Raw genomic sequence first — 16,810 nt, 5'->3', positions numbered from 1 at the left:
TCATTATATGTAAAAATTTTAAAAATAACAATTTTCAGAACTGTATGCATACCTCTTTTATCCAAAATAAAAAGAATGTCATGTAACTGACATCCTTTTTTATTTTGTCGTAAGCATTAAGATTGATTTTCACTTTGGAATACACTTGATGTCATATCATAAATGCAACTACTGTCCATAGTTACGAACTTAAAAAAGCACCTCTTTTAAATATAACTATAACAAAATTCCATTCACTTTCTTTTCATCTATTTATTAAATTCAATTTGCATCATTTTATTAAACTGCGGAACAATATCGACCCCACCTATAGAGTTGAGACTGATAGCCAATGTATGTTTGCCTCCAATTACTCCCCCAGCAAAAGTTGTAAATCCAGGAATTCCTCCTCCATGCCCCCAAACTGAAACACCGTTTGGAAGTTTAGTCTCATAGATTCCAAGACCGTATGCGTCACCAACCCCTTTGCCTTCTATAGGAACTGTAGTAAGCATTTCTTTTAGCTCGCGTTCCTTCAGTAACTTACCACCGAGTAAAGATGAAAAGAACTTATTTAAATCATCCGCATTAGAAATCATATCTCCAGCTGCATTAGCTAAACTCGGATTATAATACGTAATGTCTTTCAACTCGCCTGTTCCTTCCATTTTCACATATCCACGAGCATGATTCTTTCCTGGGATGACGGGTGAATTTCCTGGTAAAAACGTATTTGATAGGTCCAAAGGTTCAATAATTCGCTTTTCGATTTCTTCCGCATAACTATTTCCAGTTATTTTTTCAATAAGCATTCCTAGTATTACGTATCCTGTGTTTGAATACAACCAGTCTTTACCCGGCGAGAAATCTGGAGGCAGCGAAAGGCCTATTTTCACTATTTCTTCTGCTGTATACGTTTTTTTCGAATTCATTATGTCCGCGTCTTTTGACTTTAAGTATTCAGCGATACCACTCGTATGATTCAAAAGTTGTCGTATCGTAATTTGATTACCATCATACCCATTTCCTTGCACGAGACCCGGTAGCCACTTTTCAATTGGATCGTCAAGTTGTAAGCGATTTTCTCCTACTAATTGAAGAATAGTCGTGGCAGTAAACGTCTTCGTCACACTACCAATCCGAAAGCGATAATCCGAATTCACCGGTTTCTTTGTACTTAAGTCCGCCACGCCTGCAGTAAAACTATTAGTTTTTCCGTTATTAGACGCCTTAGCTAATATTCCTACAGCACCAAGCTGTACTGTTTCCTGCATTACTTGTTTCCAGCCATTACGATTCTTTTGATCATGTACTTGTGACGAACTAGAAATATTTTGGGTTGACTCTGCAGTCACAGTAAAACCAGGTGTGAATAGAGCAGTACCCGCTAATAAAACTGCAAAACTTGCTAACTTAATTGAATTACATTTTTTCATAAGGCTTTCTCTCCTCCATTAATATCGGATTGATTCAGGCTATACTTTCATCCTATATGATAAATCTCTCTTTTTTCTTATCCATTCCTTACGAAATACTTACGTTTAAATTTAAATAGGGTAAACTGAGGAAGAGTTATGCATGCAAATAAAAAGAGAACATGTTTTCATTTTTTATGTAAACATGTTCTCTTAAACATTTAAAATTCTATATCAACTTTTCATCCTATTCTTTACACAACTAATTTATATGCCTTTTTACCAGCCCGCACTAGCATTCATACCATTTCCAATAATAGAAAGTAATAGCGGCCATAATACTGGTCCCAATGTAAGAAATACATTTAGAAGTATGAGCATTCTATATCCAACGGTGAAATTGTGATTTTTACGATTAACAAATACTAAACTGATTAATGATATTATAGTTGTTAAAAATAATACTAACATTAGCAACCAATACCACACCATTAAACTAAGACTCCATGGTGTTAATAGCTCATGTATGATACAAAATGAGATTCCTAATACAGAAAAACTAAAACTAGTCACCGCTGTTTTTATAAGCCATTTATTTATTTTTTTATCGTATGTATTTTTACAATATAAATCTATTAAAGTATATAGAGATAAATATGCCATTAATACACCTATCCAAGACAATAACCAGTCTCCGTCCCCTTTGAATAATACGTACAGTAACCAACACATACCTACTGCAGAAAAAACAAAGGAAATAAGTATGCTTTTTAATACCGATTTCATTACATTTTCACACCCTTAAAAAACTTAAAAATTAATTATAGTTTATAAAAATTAAGTATAGGTTAACATGTAATAAAGTATAAGTAAATAATGTTAATTTTGTTTACCTATTTAAATACGGTTTCATATAAGAAAATAATTCATGTTAATCAAATTTCCGTATAAAAAAAGAAAAGGTGGATATTTATGTATCCACCTTCCCATCTCCCTCTACCCACTTCATTATTTCTTTCACATCTAAATCCGTATACGTCTTTTCCCCATAACGAACAGACTCATATAACGAGATAATATCCCTTGTTCTACAAATTCTTTTTAACCATTGTTGCATCGTTTCATAGGACCTTCTCTGTTCATGAAATGGTAATGTTCTTTCCCATTCAACTAACGTTTTTCTTATCGTATCTGTCGGTAACGGCTGTTCTAACTGATGAATGACTTTTTCATTCTTTATGCTTCTTACCGCAGTTTGCTTTGTGATCGATTCTTTCTCCTGTACTATTTCTGTTTTCGTCAATTTTTTCCTAATATACTTGTAGATGGCATATATAATTGATATTGCGATTATCACATAAAAAACTATAGTAATCCATACATTTGAAAGAACAGAAAGCACGTCATTCCATAGACTTTCTCTTTCGAAAGGTTGAAATTTTTTACCCGTTTTCGTTCTTATACCTGTATCTTCTACTTCTTCATATTCATCTTCATCTATTTTGGAATCATCAAAATTTTCACCTATACTAGTAAAGTCATAATTTCTTTCCGATATTGTCTTAGTCTTACTGAAAAAACGCTCTTTTACTATGTCTTGTACATACACAACACCTTGTGATAACGTTATCGCACTAATCGCAAAGAAAAGTATGATTAAAGTTCTTACACTCCATAACTTCACTTTCATATGCCGCTTTTTATTCACCATGACATAAGCCCCTTCTTATTCTTTCATTACAATCCATTTATTCGTTCTACTGTATTTCTTTGGTGAAGTACCAATAATTAAAGGAACCGCATCCAGTTCCTTTCGACGAAAGCCTGCTGTGTAAAAGTAAGAAGAAGATATAGGCGTATCTTGGTCTGATATCGAGGCAAGTACCCTTAATACATTTTGCAAATGTTTCCGATTATCCCCATTTTTTATATGTAGCAAACCGTTATCTTTTACACTATTGATCCATACTTCAAACGAACAGTTTTGCATAAGAAGTTGTTTGCATATACCTGCTGTTAATTCAATTAGTTCCTCTATATCATTTCGCAAAGAAACACCACTTTTATTTTGCAAGTTGAGATAAATCGCGTATTTATCACATTGTGTTCGCTCATACTTTTTCGCAATTATCGTCCCTGTTTTCGCTGTTGCACTCCAGTGGATGGAACGAAAATCTTCATTTTCATAAGACTTTACTCCCATTACTTTCGTTTCATCATATAAGGGTGAAGACATCGCTTTTCGAAATCCTCGTGACCATTCTTGTAATTCAGGAACTTGTATTTTCGGAACAGCTGGTAAGACTAAATAAGAGGGCGTATCAACTTGTTTATATGTTATATGGTTCGTTATAAATCCAAAGAGATCAGTAATAACAATTTCAACTTCTTCCCATTTCGCGATGCCTCTTTTTAACGCTACAGCTTGCAAATCAAATGAAACTGACTCCCTTCCTTTTAAATTAAAATTCATATAATAATTTGAACCTGTACTATGATTTTTGTTTATTTCATCATGATTCCAAGTTAGCTTATTTTCACATTTAAATCGAAATACGATATTAAGAATAGGAAATATCGACTTGTTTGAAATTTTCATTTTGCACATATTCGTTTCACCTATAAAAACATTCGAATTCCCTTGACTGTATTCCCATTCAACACGAGATACTTTACGTATATATACATGCATAGCACCTATTAAAATTACATATAAAAATACGAGAGATAAAAACAGTAGATTACTTGAAAATACACTTAAAATAACGGCTACAACTGACATAACCCCCATTACGAAAGGCTCCGCTAAAGGTGTATACACAAGCTGTTGATTCATCGTACATTCTCCACTGGCACACTAATCGTATGAAGAATTTCTTTCATAATTTGTTCTTTCGTCGTTTTCATCTCTCCCTCAATCGTTAACGTTAAACGATGAGCACAAACTGATGCAGCGAGCGTCTTAATATCATCTGGCGTACAGTAATCTCTTTCATTTAATATTGCCCGTGCTTGAATTGCTCTCATAAATGCCAACGTTCCCCGAGGGCTTACACCAATTTCAATTAACTCATGGTTACGAGTTGCTTCAATAATTTCAAGGAGATAATCTTGCACATCATTCCCTACTAACACTTCTCTTGCACGCTTTTGCATCGTAATAATTTCTTCACTTGAAATAATAGAATGTAACGTTTCTAACGGATCATTCATTTGAAACCGATTCATCATTTCCTTTTCAGCTTCTCTCGTAGGATAACCTTGGCGTATTGTGAGTAAAAACCGGTCTAACTGAGCATCTGGTAAAGGAAATGTGCCCGCTGATTCGAGTGGATTTTGCGTTGCTATAACTAAAAAAGGTTCTGGTAATGAATGGGTCTGTTTCGCAATTGTAACAGTACGCTCTTCCATAACCTCAAGTAACGAAGATTGTGTTCTCGGTACAGATCGATTAATTTCATCCACTAATACGATATTTGCAAAAATAGGACCTAACCTCGTTTTAAAATCCGATTCCTTCACATCAAAATATTCAAGGCCAATAACATCTCCAGGCAAAGTATCCGCTGTAAATTGTATTCTTTGAAATTTAGCGTCCACACTTTTAGCCAAACTTTTCGCTAATGTTGTTTTTCCTGTCCCAGGTACATCCTCTAATAAAATGTGTCCTCTTGCTATTAGAGCAATGGCTGCTAGTTCTATCGATTCGTCTTTTCCTATAATAACCTTCGAAATATTATTAGTAATTTTCTTTAATGTACTCATATAGTATCTACCACCTTTTAATTATCTAAAAATTAAGAATATACTTTTTTCCAAATTATAACATGTAATTCGAAGATGAAATAGAGTGAAAATGAATCTTTTATTTTTTCTTCATTGCACGCAAAAAAGCACCTATTGTCGTATATTGACAATGAGGTGCTTAACTCAATCCAACAGCCTTCTTTCCCTCTAATTTTTAGTAACAATACATCCTTTTTTCTGCCACGCATGCATTGTTTTCAATTAACTAGTAAAATGCATTCTAATATTACATATAATAAAAACCATTTCGATTTGTTCGTTATAGAACTTCCTCTACATCGACACTCTCTATCTTCACTTCATACATATTTGGGATGCTTGCTTCTTTTGGTACCCATGCATAATAATTTTGATCATTCTCTAACATAAATTGAACTAACTTTGTCTCTGATCCATTCCAGAAATTTTTAAGATTATCGATGTAGTCCTCTAAATCTTCTTTATAGTCCAATTGTAATATATAATCTCTTACCGTCAGGGCAAACACAATTAAACTTCCTAATAGATTTTTTTGCTCATTTTCTTCTTCATACTCTTGTGGTAAGAACCACACTTGACCTATTCCTATCGTTTTTTTGTATTTTTCATAAAAACTACTATCATCCATATTCTCATAATCATTTATTAATTCATTGACCAATGAATGCCATCTTGGAGGAATAATATTTTCCAATGCAGGATTATGTTCAATTCCTTCTACTATATCCTCTATTTCTTCTGTCTCATCTTCATAGTGATATTCACTTAGGTCTATATGCTTGAATTTCATTTCATTTTTATAATGTGCCAAATCATATGGATAATGATTATTATCTTTTAAACTTGTATCATCAAGTCCGAGTATCTTTACTATTGCAGCTGTCTCAAAGCTCCAATACCCTACATATCCAGGTTCTTTGTGGGCATTTTTCCATTCATAATCATAATGGCCTCTAAACCATTCTTTCTCCATATACGTTTGTAATCTTTTAGACGCTTCTTTTTTATCTATTTGTGCAAGTTCTATAATCTCTCTCGTTTTTGCATATGGATTTTCTTTAAAATAAACATTCGTCATTTTTGTGTATCCAATATCACTAGCGCATAAGAGGAAATCGATTACTGCGTCGTTCATATTTTCCTTCTCAACTAGCTTGGCTAAACTTACAAGATTTTTTTTATCTGTTTCTAATAAAATCCCTAGAGATATCATCCAAATTAGATTTAAATATCCAACTTCATTTTCCCCTATATGCCTCAAATCAATAAGAGCTTTGTCAAAATCTCCTTCTATTGTATGGATAGCTTCTCCTAGGGAATATTTTGCGTTAATATCCTCTAACTCATAATTAAAATTTAATAGATACCTTCCTTCTATAAGACTTTTATTATCTTTAGCCTTTCTTTGAATACCATTCCTTTCATCTTCTTCAAAACTTTTAATCTCCTCTCTATTTTCCTCAATAAACTCTTTATTATATTCTATTCCTTCTCTACATTTTTCTTCTATACATAAAGGATCTCTCATACTATTCAATTCCTCCTAGTGCCTTAAATTATGGCCATTCTCCAATTATGTCTCCCTTTGCATCTATTCTAAATGTTTTCACATTTCCACTACTATCAACCTTTGATAACACTCTCTCAACTTCCTGATCTTGTAATGCTTTCGTAATCTTTGATGCTAATTTTGCATCTCCATCAACTGCCTTCAATATTCTACTTTTTCGGGTCTTCGCACCATTCAACCAATCATTTGACATTTGTCTTCCATCTTTAGTTTTACTTAGTTTAGCACCACCACATAATCAATTTGAACAGACGAAAGGTGAGCCCACATTTCTCGCAAGCCCACCCTGTCTATTTCTGATGCTTCTTCATTCATTTTTGCGCAATTAATTTCTTTATCTCTAAAAATATACATCGAGTACAATCCTTGTTCTTCACAGTATACTTTAATTTCATCTTTTTAATATCTGAAGCTACATCCACCTTTAACTTGCCCTAGTGTTGAAACTGGTTTATCCCTAGAAATTTTTAACTTTCATCTTCCTATTACATAAATTGTAATTTTTGTAACGATTTTTAACAAATATTCGGACATTTACCCTATGGAGTACACTCATAAAAGTTTTCTAAAGAGGGTCACTCTTTTTAATGAGACTACATTTTCGAACTGTAATCACTTCTTAACAACTACTAATCTACCTCTATTATTTATATCCCTTCTTTGGTTTCTGCACAATCATTAATGTTTCTTTTTAATACTCATCTTCAAATAGACAATTATATATAGTAACACCTGTTTCCTTTAACTCTAACGAAACATCCTCCACTTCAATACTTAACGTTTCTTTATCAAGATTCTTTATTCCGTTACTATCTAATAATTTTAAAATACTACTTCCTATTTTCTTAGATTCATCATTGTATGGCGAGGACTCTTCAACTAGCTCGATTGTACCATTAGTATATCTATATCTTAAATATTTAACCACTGCATATGGCGCGATTGCCGAAATCATTAGCATTACACAATTAATTTCTGATTGCTTCCGAACGTACTCACTGAATTCTACACTACCAAAACGAAATTTCACATCTAGTGGTAGAAGAATGTAAGAAAAACATGTTGAATAACTAAAATCAGTAATATTATCAACGTTTATATTTGATATTTTATTAATTTCTCCATCCCAAAAATGTTTATCAACAAATTTCCCCAAAACATATTGGAAATCACCTTGTTTATATAATTTATTAACAACTTTTAGTATCTCATCACTCATAATTATTCTCCTTTATTGTACAGGGTACCCATGTATATTTCCTTTACCATCCATATGAACCTTTACCCTCGTTTCTCCATTTGGACCTATTGGCTTTCCAAAATCATGCACTCTAACACTTCCGTCTGGCTTTACTGGTGTTCCTTTCACCCATGCTTCTTGTGTCTCTACTACTCCATTTTTCCCTGCTCCCCACTGCGATTTGGTTGAGACATTATTCCCATGACCAGGAACATGTTTACCCTGTTTTCCTGCATCAACTTTTGGAGCACCTGAAACGCCAGCATCAACATGCCCTTGACTTGCTAGTTTATCATTTTTTCCAATGTTCCCTGCTACACTGGCTCCCTGACCATCAACACCTGTACCCTTACCTCCACCAGAAGACTGGATTTTTTGAAGAGTATCCTTAGCATTTTGAATCGATTTATTCCAAACAAATCCACCATGCGCAAAAAGACTAGCCCCAGCAGCTGTTGCTGCTATATCTAATGGAATAACAATTGGTGATGCTAACCCACCAGTTCCTACTTCTGCGACGATAGTTAAGAAATTAGATCCGCCTATGAGCGAAATAGCTTCAAACATTTCTACAATGGACCCGGCTATTTAATAATATTGCCCTGTTTTTCTAATGTTTTTTGACATTGAAAAACATACTATATAGCATCAATTAAAGCCTATGTGCCTGTGAAATGCAAGGTACGAAAGTGCATTCGCTCAAATAATAATTTTCAATTGAAATCAACAAAAGAGACCTCAAATGTGAAGTCTCTCTTGTTGATTATTTTCCATAAGTAACTCGCCATTTATTTGTTTATTTTAAGACAGATAACGTGGTTCATTCAAATATATATCTTAAAGAAAAAATTTTTCCTGCCGTCATAATCTAGTAGAATAGATTCAATTAATTCTTATTAATTGCGATAAACTCACTAGGAATCTCATCTGCTAACCAAACTTTTTCATTTCCTAAATAAAATTTAACGCCTTCTTCTCTAGCTTTTTCAGTATTAACTTCTAAAATAATAGGATGCTTATCTTTTCTTTGTTCAAAGCCTTCAGAAGCAAAATCATGAATAAGTTGAACTTTACTTCCTTTGCCGATTTCAAAACATGCAGTATCATCATTATCAACTCTTTTAGCAAAAGGAATCAGCTTACGATTAGGATATCTTTTCTTCATACCAGAGTATATGTTAGTAGCCTGTTCTGATTCCTTTAAAAACCATATATCAAAATTAACTAAATCTAATTTGACTAATAAGGTAACAGTTTAAATGCCACCTATTATTTACACATTTTTCTTTCCCATACTCTTTTTCCGTCAGTTAAAAACACTGCACTTGGCGGATCATCATAGAGAGAAATTTCAACCAATGAACTTTTTTCTTGTTTTAACCAATTATATACAGTACCTTCGTTTGTATTAGGTCGAGATAAAATATTATTTACTCTAAATACAGCTGCATCATATTCTGTATAATTTATATCATCCTCATCTAGTCCATTGTCTGTTTCAAAAACTGTATCTAGTTCTCCAATAATCCTCAATCCACTTTTCCATTCTAGTATCATGTCACTATGTTCATAATTTATTAATGTTCCAATTAAAGAATCGTACCCCATTTGCTTCCTCTTTTCTTATGATTTTTATGGTCTTGATGGTACTATATGAGCGCCATCTTTTCCATAATGGATCAACCCTTTAGTAGTCTCATAGTATTCACCAGTATTGCGGTCATAATATTTTCCTATTGGCTCACCAAAGTCTACTCTTTCTCTACCGTTTTTTAATAGTTCACCTTTCCCGGCGAACTTATCAAGCAATTCTTGCGCTATTTTATTATCGCCATAGAAAATGCTCTTATTTTTTCCATTTGCTAATTCTTGTTTATAGTTCGGTGTATCAGGAATATGCTTTTCTTGAGCTCCTGCTTTCACTTTTATTGGATAACCATTTACTTCACGGTATGGGCCTTTAGGTACAGAATCTTTTCCATAAGAAGGTATTCGATTACTCGCACCCTTACCTCCACCAGAAGACTGGATTTTTTGAATAGTATCCTTAGCATTTTGAATCGATTTATTCCAAACAAATCCACCATGTGCAAAAAGACTAGCCCCAGCAGCTGTTGCTGCTATATCTAATGGAATAACAATTGGTGATGCTAACCCACCAGTTCCTACTTCTGCGACGATAGTTAAGAAATTAGATCCGCCTATGAGCGAAATACCTTCAAATATTTCTACAATGGACCCGGCTATTGATATAACATTTCCAGCCAACCTTCCAGCTTGGTAAGTTGTCTTACTTTCTAATTTATCATTCTCATGCGGTTGTAGTCCAACAAAGTTTTCTAGTGCTGCATCACCAGCACCTTGAAAAAATTCGATAACTCCATGCAAAAATGATTGCGCATAAAGGGCTGTTTTTTCATGCCATGATCTATTGTCTTCCTGCTCTTGTAAGTTCATTTCTTGTTTTTGCAAAGTAATTTCTTTCATCTCGTTTTTTCGAGCTGTTTCTTCTATAATCCCCTGAATCGAACTCACCCAATCCATATTCAACCCTTGTGTACTAAATGTACCACTCACAGGACTAAATCCTTTCCCGCTTTGCACTTCAGCGAGTCCGGCTGTGATGCTAGCTGCTAATTGGAGAGCGGTGCTGTAGTTGTTGCTGGATGAATGATTGAATTCATATAAATGCTCTAGTTTTTCTTCCAGTTTTTTTCTCATTGCACCTAATACCGTTACGATTGCACTTACTCCGGGCATTGGTGTAAGTACTTCTATTGCTTCTATACTTGTAATCGATTGATTAATTCCCCGTATTTGTTCTCTTATTTCTTCTTCAATCACATCTGTCGAAGCAACTTTCGCTTGGAACTCATTTGGAAATGCTTCGTTTTGGCGAATTAATTCTTCACATAAGCATATGATTCCTTGCGCTAGTGGCCGAAATGTTTGGACAAGGTAGGCTTTTGCACTACTGTATGTTTGTCCTTGTAATACTGTGTCTATCGCAAAGGCATCAATAGATTGAATGGCTTGTTCCATACTTTGAATCGTAGCATTACATATAGCGTTCATACTTTGAGTTTGACTTTGTACTTCTCCCAAATACATGTTTAAACTCATGTATTTGCCTCCCTTTGTAGTTGCTGCTGTTCATAGGAAAGGTCGTTTTCTTTCTCACTGAGATGCCGTTTTTCTTTAAGCAACGTCTCTTTTTCATTTTCTAATTCGAATGTAAGTTTTCTTTCATACTGTCCGATTTCTTGCCGCATATTCGTAAAAAGGTGAAACACTTCTTTGTCGCCGTGCCAAGTTTCTAGTATTCGGTTAAATAAACGATTACTTCTATTTTTCCATTCATGAAAACTAACCTCAGCTCGTTCTTGATTTTGCAGCGCAATTCGGTTTTCATTTTGTTCTTCAAATATAATTCGTAATTTTTGATTACATTGACTGATTCTCGTTTCAATTTCTTGACTCATCTTTTCTCCCTACCTTTTCCCCTTTACGTAGGTTGTTACATTATTGAAAAGTCTTTTGAAGTCCTGTATCCATTTTCTCAAATTCATTTGCTACGGAATGGATATTATCAATTGTTTGTTGAAAAGCAGTACAAAATTGTTTCGTGATCTGTAAATTTTGTTGATTTGCCTCTTGTGCTTGGAAGTTCACAGATAGTGTCGTACGCGTTGCCTTATTTATAGAGCGACTAGTAGCACTTTGCATTCTATCTGAAGCATTTCTCATTTTCGTTGCAAGTTGCGTTGCCGTATGCAAATTACTTTGAAATTCTCCCATTACTTACTCCCCTCTACCTTTTATTTACAAGAAAATTATAACACGGAAAAATATCCCAATAAACCAAATGTTCGAATTTAACATACAATTCACCACAGTTACTGAGGATACGAGCAACACTTATCAATCAACATAACTGAGTCCAAAATGGATTCTACTTATACAAAAAAGATGACTTCAGCCATATGCTAAAGTCATCTTTTTCTACCTTATTATTTTACTAACTCTCCATTATAAGCTTTTATATCAAGAGGAGCAGTTAAAAATTGTGCTGCTTTACTAACGAAAGATGTGAAGTGTTCACTCGTATTATGGCTCGCAACTGCTGCTTCATCTTTCCATACTTCTACCATCGTATAAACACTTTCTTTTTCTGTATCTTTATATAAGTCATAAGATACATTTCCACTTTCTTCTCTTGAACCATGAATGAGTGGCTGAATTTCTTCTAAAAATGCTTGTTGTTTCGCTGGATCTACTTGAAATATTGCGTGAATAATAATCATGGTGTTTCCCCTTTCATATTCCACTTATTTCTTTAAAATTACTTCCACTCTGCAACTTTTTCAATTGGAAGACGTACTGATTGGTAACCACTGTCAGCAGCTTTTCCGATTGAAATTAACATAACTGGTACGTGACGGTCTTTATCTAGTCCGAAAGCTTCTGCGATTTGATCTTTCTCAAAACCACCAATTGGACAAGTATCATAACCGTGCGCACGAGCTGCTAGCATAAATTGCATTGCTACAAGACCACCGTCAATTAATACCGTATCTTTCATTACTTCTGGTGTAACCATTGAGAAGTAAGCTGAAAGTTTTTTCATTTGGTCTTCTTTTACTTCTGCTGGCATTAAGCCACGCTCTACTGCTGTACCGTAAATTTCCTCTGCGTTATCAAAATTGTTTAAATCACCAAATAAAGCAATCATTGCTGAAGATGTTTCTACTTGAGATTGATTGAATTTCGCAAGTGGCGCAAGTGTTGCTTTCGCTTCGTCACTTTCAATCACTACGAATCTCCATGGTTGCATGTTTACTGAAGATGGTGCAAGTGTTGCTTCTGTAAGAATTTCTGTCATTTCTTCTTTGCTAATTTTCACTGAAGGGTCGTACTTACGAATTGAACGACGTCCTGTTAAAATTTCGTTAAAATCATTTGTTTTTACTGAGTTAGTCATAGTTGTATTCTCCCTTTTTTATAATTCTTTTATATTTTCTTGAATGTGATTTAACATATTTAAAAGATTATCGCGTTCTTCCTCACTTAATCCTTTAAATGCAGATGCTGCAAAACGTTCTTTTTCTTCTTGAAACGCCTGAATTTTATTTCGCCCCTCTTCAGTAAGAGAAACTAACGTAATTCTGTTATCATCTGGATTTTTACGTCTTACAATCATTTCATTGGCCTCAAGCTGCTTTAAATGCCTTGTTATCGCAGCATTATCAATATTCACTTCTTGCTGAAGTGCTTTTTGACTAATTTCACCTACTTCAAATAATTGAAGTATAAGCTCTAATCGAGACTGGCTCATACCCGTACACCCTTCAAATTTCGAACTTACTTCTTTATTTAGAAAGTGTAATTTATATAAAATAATCGCTTCTTTTGAGCATGAACTTGTCAAATTAACCCTCCTTTACAATCAAAATAAAAACATTTGATGTATCAATAGTTGATATGTCAATTAATATAATCTATATCGATTTAGAATGCAAGCATTTTGTTTTCATTTTATTTTTTCCAAATTAAGGCGCTTTGTAGCGTTACAAATAATGTTAATTGCACTATAATAGTAATAATTTAAATGACTGGAGAGTGATTGATAATGCGGCAATACACAAATAGAAATGAGGAAATGAAAATGGAAAATGAAATGAGGATATTCATAAATGACAACAATAAATATAGGGATTGTCGCGCACGTAGACGCTGGCAAGACGAGTTTGACTGAGCGTATTCTTTATGAAACGAATGTGATTAAAGAAATTGGCCGAGTAGATAGTGGTAATACACAAACTGACTCAATGGAATTAGAAAGACAACGCGGCATTACGATTAAAGCATCTGTCGTTTCTTTCTTTATTGATGATGTAAAAGTAAATGTCATTGATACACCTGGACACGCTGATTTTATCGCTGAAGTGGAGCGATCATTCCGCGTTCTAGACGGTGCGATTTTAGTTATCTCTGCCGTTGAAGGTGTGCAAGCACAAACAAAAATTTTAATGCGAACATTACAGAAACTAAACATACCGACTATTTTATTCGTTAATAAAATTGATCGTAGTGGCGCAAACACTGAAAAAGTTATGAAACAAATAAAAGAGGTTCTTTCAAATGAAGCATTCCCCTTCTACTCTGTTCTAAACGAAGGAACGAAAGAAGCCCGGATCATTGAATACAAATCATATGACGATTGTATGGAATTGTTAGCACCATTTAATGAATCGTTACTTGAATCATATGTAAATAACGAAATAATACAGGACGCACTATTAAGAGAAAAACTAGAACAGCAAATACAGCAAGCAAATGTGTATCCAATCTTTTTCGGTTCAGCAATGACAGGTATAGGAGTAACTGAAATACTTGAAAAACTTCCGGCCCTAATGCCAGCTCTTACATCGGCACAAGAGGAACCATTATCTGGTGTTGTTTTTAAAATTGAACGTGAACCTTTTGGAGAAAAGGTTGCGTATATAAGAGTTTTTTCAGGTAGCTTACATGTTAGAAAATATGTTGATATACAGCGCGATGAGTCTCTACCACATAAAGAAAAGATTAAAAAAATGTGTATGTTTCATAGCGGAAATGCTGTTCAATCTACTATCGTTCCTAGCGGAGAATTTTGCAAAGTGTGGGGACTGAATGATATAAAAATTGGTGATATTATCGGTGAACGTACGGATTATATAAAAGATATTCACTTTGCCGAACCACAAATGGAAGCAGCGATTGATGCGGTACCTAAAGAGCGAATTCATGATTTATACGCTGCACTTATGGAACTCTGTGAAGAAGATCCACTCATTAAAGTGTGGAAAGATGATGTTCATAATGAACTTTATATTCGCCTTTTCGGTGAAGTACAAAAAGAGGTTATCGAAACAACACTTTATGATAAATATAACTTACAGGTTACTTTCTCAAATACGCGAGTTGTATGTATTGAAAAGCCAATTGGCATTGGGAATTCCGTTGAAGTCATGGGTGAAAAAGCGAATCCATTTTACGCAACAATTGGTTTTAAAATTGAACGTGGTGAACTTAACTCTGGCATAACGTATAAATTAGGTGTTGAGCTTGGTTCATTGCCTTTAGCATTTCACAAAGCAATTGAAGATACAGTATTTCAAACGTTAAAACAAGGTTTATATGGTTGGGAAGTTACAGATGTTATGGTCACGTTAACACATACTGGTTATGCTAGTCCTGTTACAACAGCGAGTGACTTTAGAAATTTGACACCGATCGTATTAATGGATGCTTTAAAACAAGCTGAAACATATGTATATGAACCAGTAAATAAGTTTGAATTAACTGTACCGGAGCAGGCAATTAGTACCGCAATGTATAAGCTCGCTGCCATTCCAGCAACTTTTGCAGAACCTATATTATATAATGATTCTTACCAATTAACAGGATCATTACCTGTTGCGAAAACAGAGCATTTTAAACGCATGCTTCATTCATTTACAGAAGGAGAAGGCATATTTACAACGAAGCCAGCTGGTTTCACAAAACTTATGGCTCCCTTCCCTACTCGAAAACGTGTTGATTATAATCCGCTGAATCGTAAGGATTATTTACTGCATGTTTTGAAGGCTTATTAATTAACAAATAGAAAAAGCGCCCTCTTGTATGATATGTTTATTACTAAGGGGCGCTTTTTCTATACAATATTAAGGTAACGCTGGTTCAAACTCTCCTGTAATCGTTTGATATCCACTATTGTTCTCATATTCCTGCTTCCGCTCTAACCCGAATTTTTCTAAAATAGGAAGGTCATTTGTTGAAAATACATAACTATTTTCTAGTGCAACGTGTTCGTGCCATGCCCAGTTTGGTACGACAAAGAAATCTCCTTTAGACCAGTCGAAGCGAACGCCATTAATTATCGTATATCCTGATCCTTCATGCACATGATAGATTGATGCATGTGTATGGCGATGCGCTTTTCCTTTGAATCCCTTTGGCAATTTTTGCATCCAAGCTGCTATTGTTGGACACGCTGTTTCACCATTTGATGGATTTATATATTCAACGGCATAACCATCGTATGCATCGGGGTCAAAACGACTTAATCCGTTAAGTGCCGCTTCCGTCCCTGCCCATTTGTAGGAACTAAGTGGAGCTTTCTTTGCATATCGGTCCGAAACTGGTCGAACCATTCCACCTTCATAACGCTGAGCAGTATAATTGTCAGGCACATTGGGCTGTTCAATTTTTTCTGGATATGGCTCAAAGAACGTACCACCAAGATAATAAATAGTCGGAATATCAAGGCAATCCATCCAAATCATCGGCTTGTCACCTGTATGACCATGTCCATGCCATAGTCCATTTGGAGTTGTTAAGAAATCGCCTCGTTTCATGAAAATACGCTCTCCTTGTACAATTGAGTAAGCCCCTTCTCCTTCCATGACAAAGCGTAATGCATTTTGAACGTGCCTATGTGACGGAGCGGTTTCTCCAGGTTGTATCAATTGAACCGCTGCATATAACGTTTGTGTAGTCGATGCCCATCCCCACGGTTTTCTATAATTAAGTCCCGGGTTTTGTAAGTAGATGGCCCGGCGTTCTCCCCCTCGGTCTGGTGTAAATATTTGCGTTGCTTCCGTTAACTTTTTTTGGAGCAATTCAGATTTCCAAAGGTATGCTTGTGCATGAGGTTCCGGTGTATGTTTCATTAAATCTGGGATTGCGTTCCATAGCGGGCCAAGATGGTATTGTTCGATATCACGATTGAAATCTTGTACAAGGTCACTTTCAAAAAAAGCATTTTTTTCCGCCATT

Annotated in this window: 18 protein-coding genes and 1 pseudogene; 1 reads left to right on the top strand and 18 read right to left on the bottom strand. The window is 34.8% G+C overall.

Features of this window, described 5'->3' with window-relative positions:
- Window positions 1-248 precede the first annotated feature (248 nt).
- The 17 genes and pseudogenes from DN404_RS26520 to DN404_RS26440 all read right to left on the bottom strand — a co-directional run bounded on the left by DN404_RS26520 (window position 249) and on the right by DN404_RS26440 (window position 13,418).
- Complete coding sequence (locus tag DN404_RS26520) at window positions 249-1,415, bottom strand: serine hydrolase domain-containing protein (protein WP_000710628.1); 1,167 nt, start codon at window positions 1,413-1,415, stop codon at window positions 249-251.
- 258 nt (window positions 1,416-1,673) lie between these two features.
- Entirely contained in the window at window positions 1,674-2,180 is a 507-nt protein-coding gene (locus DN404_RS26515; RefSeq protein ID WP_000843833.1) for a DUF3902 family protein, read from the bottom strand.
- 184 nt (window positions 2,181-2,364) lie between these two features.
- Window positions 2,365-3,105, bottom strand: a complete 741-nt coding sequence (locus DN404_RS26510) for a signal peptidase II (protein WP_149215653.1) — start codon at window positions 3,103-3,105, stop codon at window positions 2,365-2,367.
- Between the two features lie 15 nt (window positions 3,106-3,120).
- Window positions 3,121-4,230 carry a DUF58 domain-containing protein gene (locus DN404_RS26505; protein ID WP_001075941.1) on the bottom strand — a complete coding sequence of 370 codons (1,110 nt, stop codon included), beginning with the start codon at window positions 4,228-4,230 and terminating at the stop codon, window positions 3,121-3,123.
- Window positions 4,227-5,159 carry an AAA family ATPase gene (locus DN404_RS26500; RefSeq protein WP_149215652.1) on the bottom strand — a complete coding sequence of 311 codons (933 nt, stop codon included), beginning with the start codon at window positions 5,157-5,159 and terminating at the stop codon, window positions 4,227-4,229. Before DN404_RS26500 ends, DN404_RS26505 begins: the two co-directional genes overlap by 4 nt.
- 301 nt (window positions 5,160-5,460) lie before the next feature.
- Window positions 5,461-6,708 carry a PoNi-like cognate immunity protein gene (locus DN404_RS26495; RefSeq protein WP_149215651.1) on the bottom strand — a complete coding sequence of 416 codons (1,248 nt, stop codon included), beginning with the start codon at window positions 6,706-6,708 and terminating at the stop codon, window positions 5,461-5,463.
- Window positions 6,709-6,736: 28 nt separating this feature from the next.
- Window positions 6,737-6,943 carry a hypothetical protein gene (locus DN404_RS26490; RefSeq protein WP_000063993.1) on the bottom strand — a complete coding sequence of 69 codons (207 nt, stop codon included), beginning with the start codon at window positions 6,941-6,943 and terminating at the stop codon, window positions 6,737-6,739.
- 498 nt (window positions 6,944-7,441) lie between these two features.
- Window positions 7,442-7,969: a hypothetical protein gene (locus DN404_RS26485; RefSeq protein ID WP_001278748.1), complete on the bottom strand. Its 528-nt coding sequence runs from the start codon at window positions 7,967-7,969 to the stop codon at window positions 7,442-7,444.
- A 12-nt stretch (window positions 7,970-7,981) separates the two neighbouring features.
- Window positions 7,982-8,578 (bottom strand): annotated as a pseudogene (locus DN404_RS26480) (hypothetical protein); the annotation flags it as partial.
- A 298-nt stretch (window positions 8,579-8,876) separates the two neighbouring features.
- Window positions 8,877-9,203, bottom strand: a complete 327-nt coding sequence (locus DN404_RS26475) for an RNA 2'-phosphotransferase family protein (protein WP_336458635.1) — start codon at window positions 9,201-9,203, stop codon at window positions 8,877-8,879.
- A gap of 56 nt (window positions 9,204-9,259) precedes the next feature.
- Window positions 9,260-9,598 carry a hypothetical protein gene (locus DN404_RS26470; protein WP_000540189.1) on the bottom strand — a complete coding sequence of 113 codons (339 nt, stop codon included), beginning with the start codon at window positions 9,596-9,598 and terminating at the stop codon, window positions 9,260-9,262.
- A gap of 24 nt (window positions 9,599-9,622) precedes the next feature.
- Window positions 9,623-11,113: a polymorphic toxin type 50 domain-containing protein gene (locus tag DN404_RS26465; RefSeq protein ID WP_149215649.1), complete on the bottom strand. Its 1,491-nt coding sequence runs from the start codon at window positions 11,111-11,113 to the stop codon at window positions 9,623-9,625.
- The gene (locus DN404_RS26460; protein ID WP_000076595.1) at window positions 11,110-11,472 is read right to left on the bottom strand and encodes a DUF3958 family protein; all 363 of its coding nucleotides are present in this window, start codon (window positions 11,470-11,472) and stop codon (window positions 11,110-11,112) included. Before DN404_RS26460 ends, DN404_RS26465 begins: the two co-directional genes overlap by 4 nt.
- 40 nt (window positions 11,473-11,512) lie before the next feature.
- The gene (locus tag DN404_RS26455; protein WP_000503641.1) at window positions 11,513-11,788 is read right to left on the bottom strand and encodes a TIGR04197 family type VII secretion effector; all 276 of its coding nucleotides are present in this window, start codon (window positions 11,786-11,788) and stop codon (window positions 11,513-11,515) included.
- Window positions 11,789-12,000: 212 nt separating this feature from the next.
- On the bottom strand, window positions 12,001-12,294 hold the full coding sequence (locus DN404_RS26450) for a putative quinol monooxygenase (RefSeq protein ID WP_000583804.1): 294 nt from the start codon (window positions 12,292-12,294) through the stop codon (window positions 12,001-12,003).
- A 38-nt stretch (window positions 12,295-12,332) separates the two neighbouring features.
- Window positions 12,333-12,971: a nitroreductase family protein gene (locus DN404_RS26445; RefSeq protein WP_016122744.1), complete on the bottom strand. Its 639-nt coding sequence runs from the start codon at window positions 12,969-12,971 to the stop codon at window positions 12,333-12,335.
- A gap of 18 nt (window positions 12,972-12,989) precedes the next feature.
- Window positions 12,990-13,418: a MarR family winged helix-turn-helix transcriptional regulator gene (locus DN404_RS26440; protein ID WP_000204162.1), complete on the bottom strand. Its 429-nt coding sequence runs from the start codon at window positions 13,416-13,418 to the stop codon at window positions 12,990-12,992.
- Between the two features lie 265 nt (window positions 13,419-13,683).
- Here DN404_RS26440 and DN404_RS26430 point away from each other — a divergent pair, with 265 nt between their 5' ends.
- Entirely contained in the window at window positions 13,684-15,627 is a 1,944-nt protein-coding gene (locus DN404_RS26430) for an elongation factor G (protein WP_149215648.1), read from the top strand.
- Window positions 15,628-15,696: 69 nt separating this feature from the next.
- Here DN404_RS26430 and DN404_RS26425 read toward each other — a convergent pair whose 3' ends face one another.
- Window positions 15,697-16,809, bottom strand: coding sequence for a cupin domain-containing protein (locus DN404_RS26425; RefSeq protein WP_149215647.1), 1,113 nt, complete (start codon window positions 16,807-16,809; stop codon window positions 15,697-15,699).
- Between the last annotated feature and the right edge of the window lies 1 nt (window position 16,810).

This window comes from Bacillus sp. TE8-1, assembly GCF_008368855.1.
In the GTDB taxonomy this organism is placed as follows: Bacteria; Bacillota; Bacilli; order Bacillales; family Bacillaceae_G; genus Bacillus_A; species Bacillus_A cereus.
Note: the sequence above shows the minus strand (reverse complement) of the source record. Positions and strands in the feature narration are given on the sequence as shown.

Excerpts from the sequence above, each read along its gene's own strand:
- DN404_RS26455 (WP_000503641.1), bottom strand. The coding sequence starts at position 11,788 with ATGGGAGAATTTCAAAGTAATTTGCATACGGCAACGCAACTTGCAACG.
- DN404_RS26485 (WP_001278748.1), bottom strand. The coding sequence starts at position 7,969 with ATGAGTGATGAGATACTAAAAGTTGTTAATAAATTATATAAACAAGGT.
- DN404_RS26425 (WP_149215647.1), bottom strand. The coding sequence starts at position 16,809 with ATGGCGGAAAAAAATGCTTTTTTTGAAAGTGACCTTGTACAAGATTTC.
- DN404_RS26510 (WP_149215653.1), bottom strand. The coding sequence starts at position 3,105 with ATGGTGAATAAAAAGCGGCATATGAAAGTGAAGTTATGGAGTGTAAGA.
- DN404_RS26500 (WP_149215652.1), bottom strand. The coding sequence starts at position 5,159 with ATGAGTACATTAAAGAAAATTACTAATAATATTTCGAAGGTTATTATA.
- DN404_RS26520 (WP_000710628.1), bottom strand. The coding sequence starts at position 1,415 with ATGAAAAAATGTAATTCAATTAAGTTAGCAAGTTTTGCAGTTTTATTA.
- DN404_RS26460 (WP_000076595.1), bottom strand. The coding sequence starts at position 11,472 with ATGAGTCAAGAAATTGAAACGAGAATCAGTCAATGTAATCAAAAATTA.
- DN404_RS26495 (WP_149215651.1), bottom strand. The coding sequence starts at position 6,708 with ATGAGAGATCCTTTATGTATAGAAGAAAAATGTAGAGAAGGAATAGAA.
- DN404_RS26430 (WP_149215648.1), top strand. The coding sequence starts at position 13,684 with ATGACAACAATAAATATAGGGATTGTCGCGCACGTAGACGCTGGCAAG.
- DN404_RS26515 (WP_000843833.1), bottom strand. The coding sequence starts at position 2,180 with ATGAAATCGGTATTAAAAAGCATACTTATTTCCTTTGTTTTTTCTGCA.
- DN404_RS26450 (WP_000583804.1), bottom strand. The coding sequence starts at position 12,294 with ATGATTATTATTCACGCAATATTTCAAGTAGATCCAGCGAAACAACAA.
- DN404_RS26470 (WP_000540189.1), bottom strand. The coding sequence starts at position 9,598 with ATGGGGTACGATTCTTTAATTGGAACATTAATAAATTATGAACATAGT.
- DN404_RS26465 (WP_149215649.1), bottom strand. The coding sequence starts at position 11,113 with ATGAGTTTAAACATGTATTTGGGAGAAGTACAAAGTCAAACTCAAAGT.
- DN404_RS26505 (WP_001075941.1), bottom strand. The coding sequence starts at position 4,230 with ATGAATCAACAGCTTGTGTATACACCTTTAGCGGAGCCTTTCGTAATG.
- DN404_RS26490 (WP_000063993.1), bottom strand. The coding sequence starts at position 6,943 with ATGTCAAATGATTGGTTGAATGGTGCGAAGACCCGAAAAAGTAGAATA.
- DN404_RS26445 (WP_016122744.1), bottom strand. The coding sequence starts at position 12,971 with ATGACTAACTCAGTAAAAACAAATGATTTTAACGAAATTTTAACAGGA.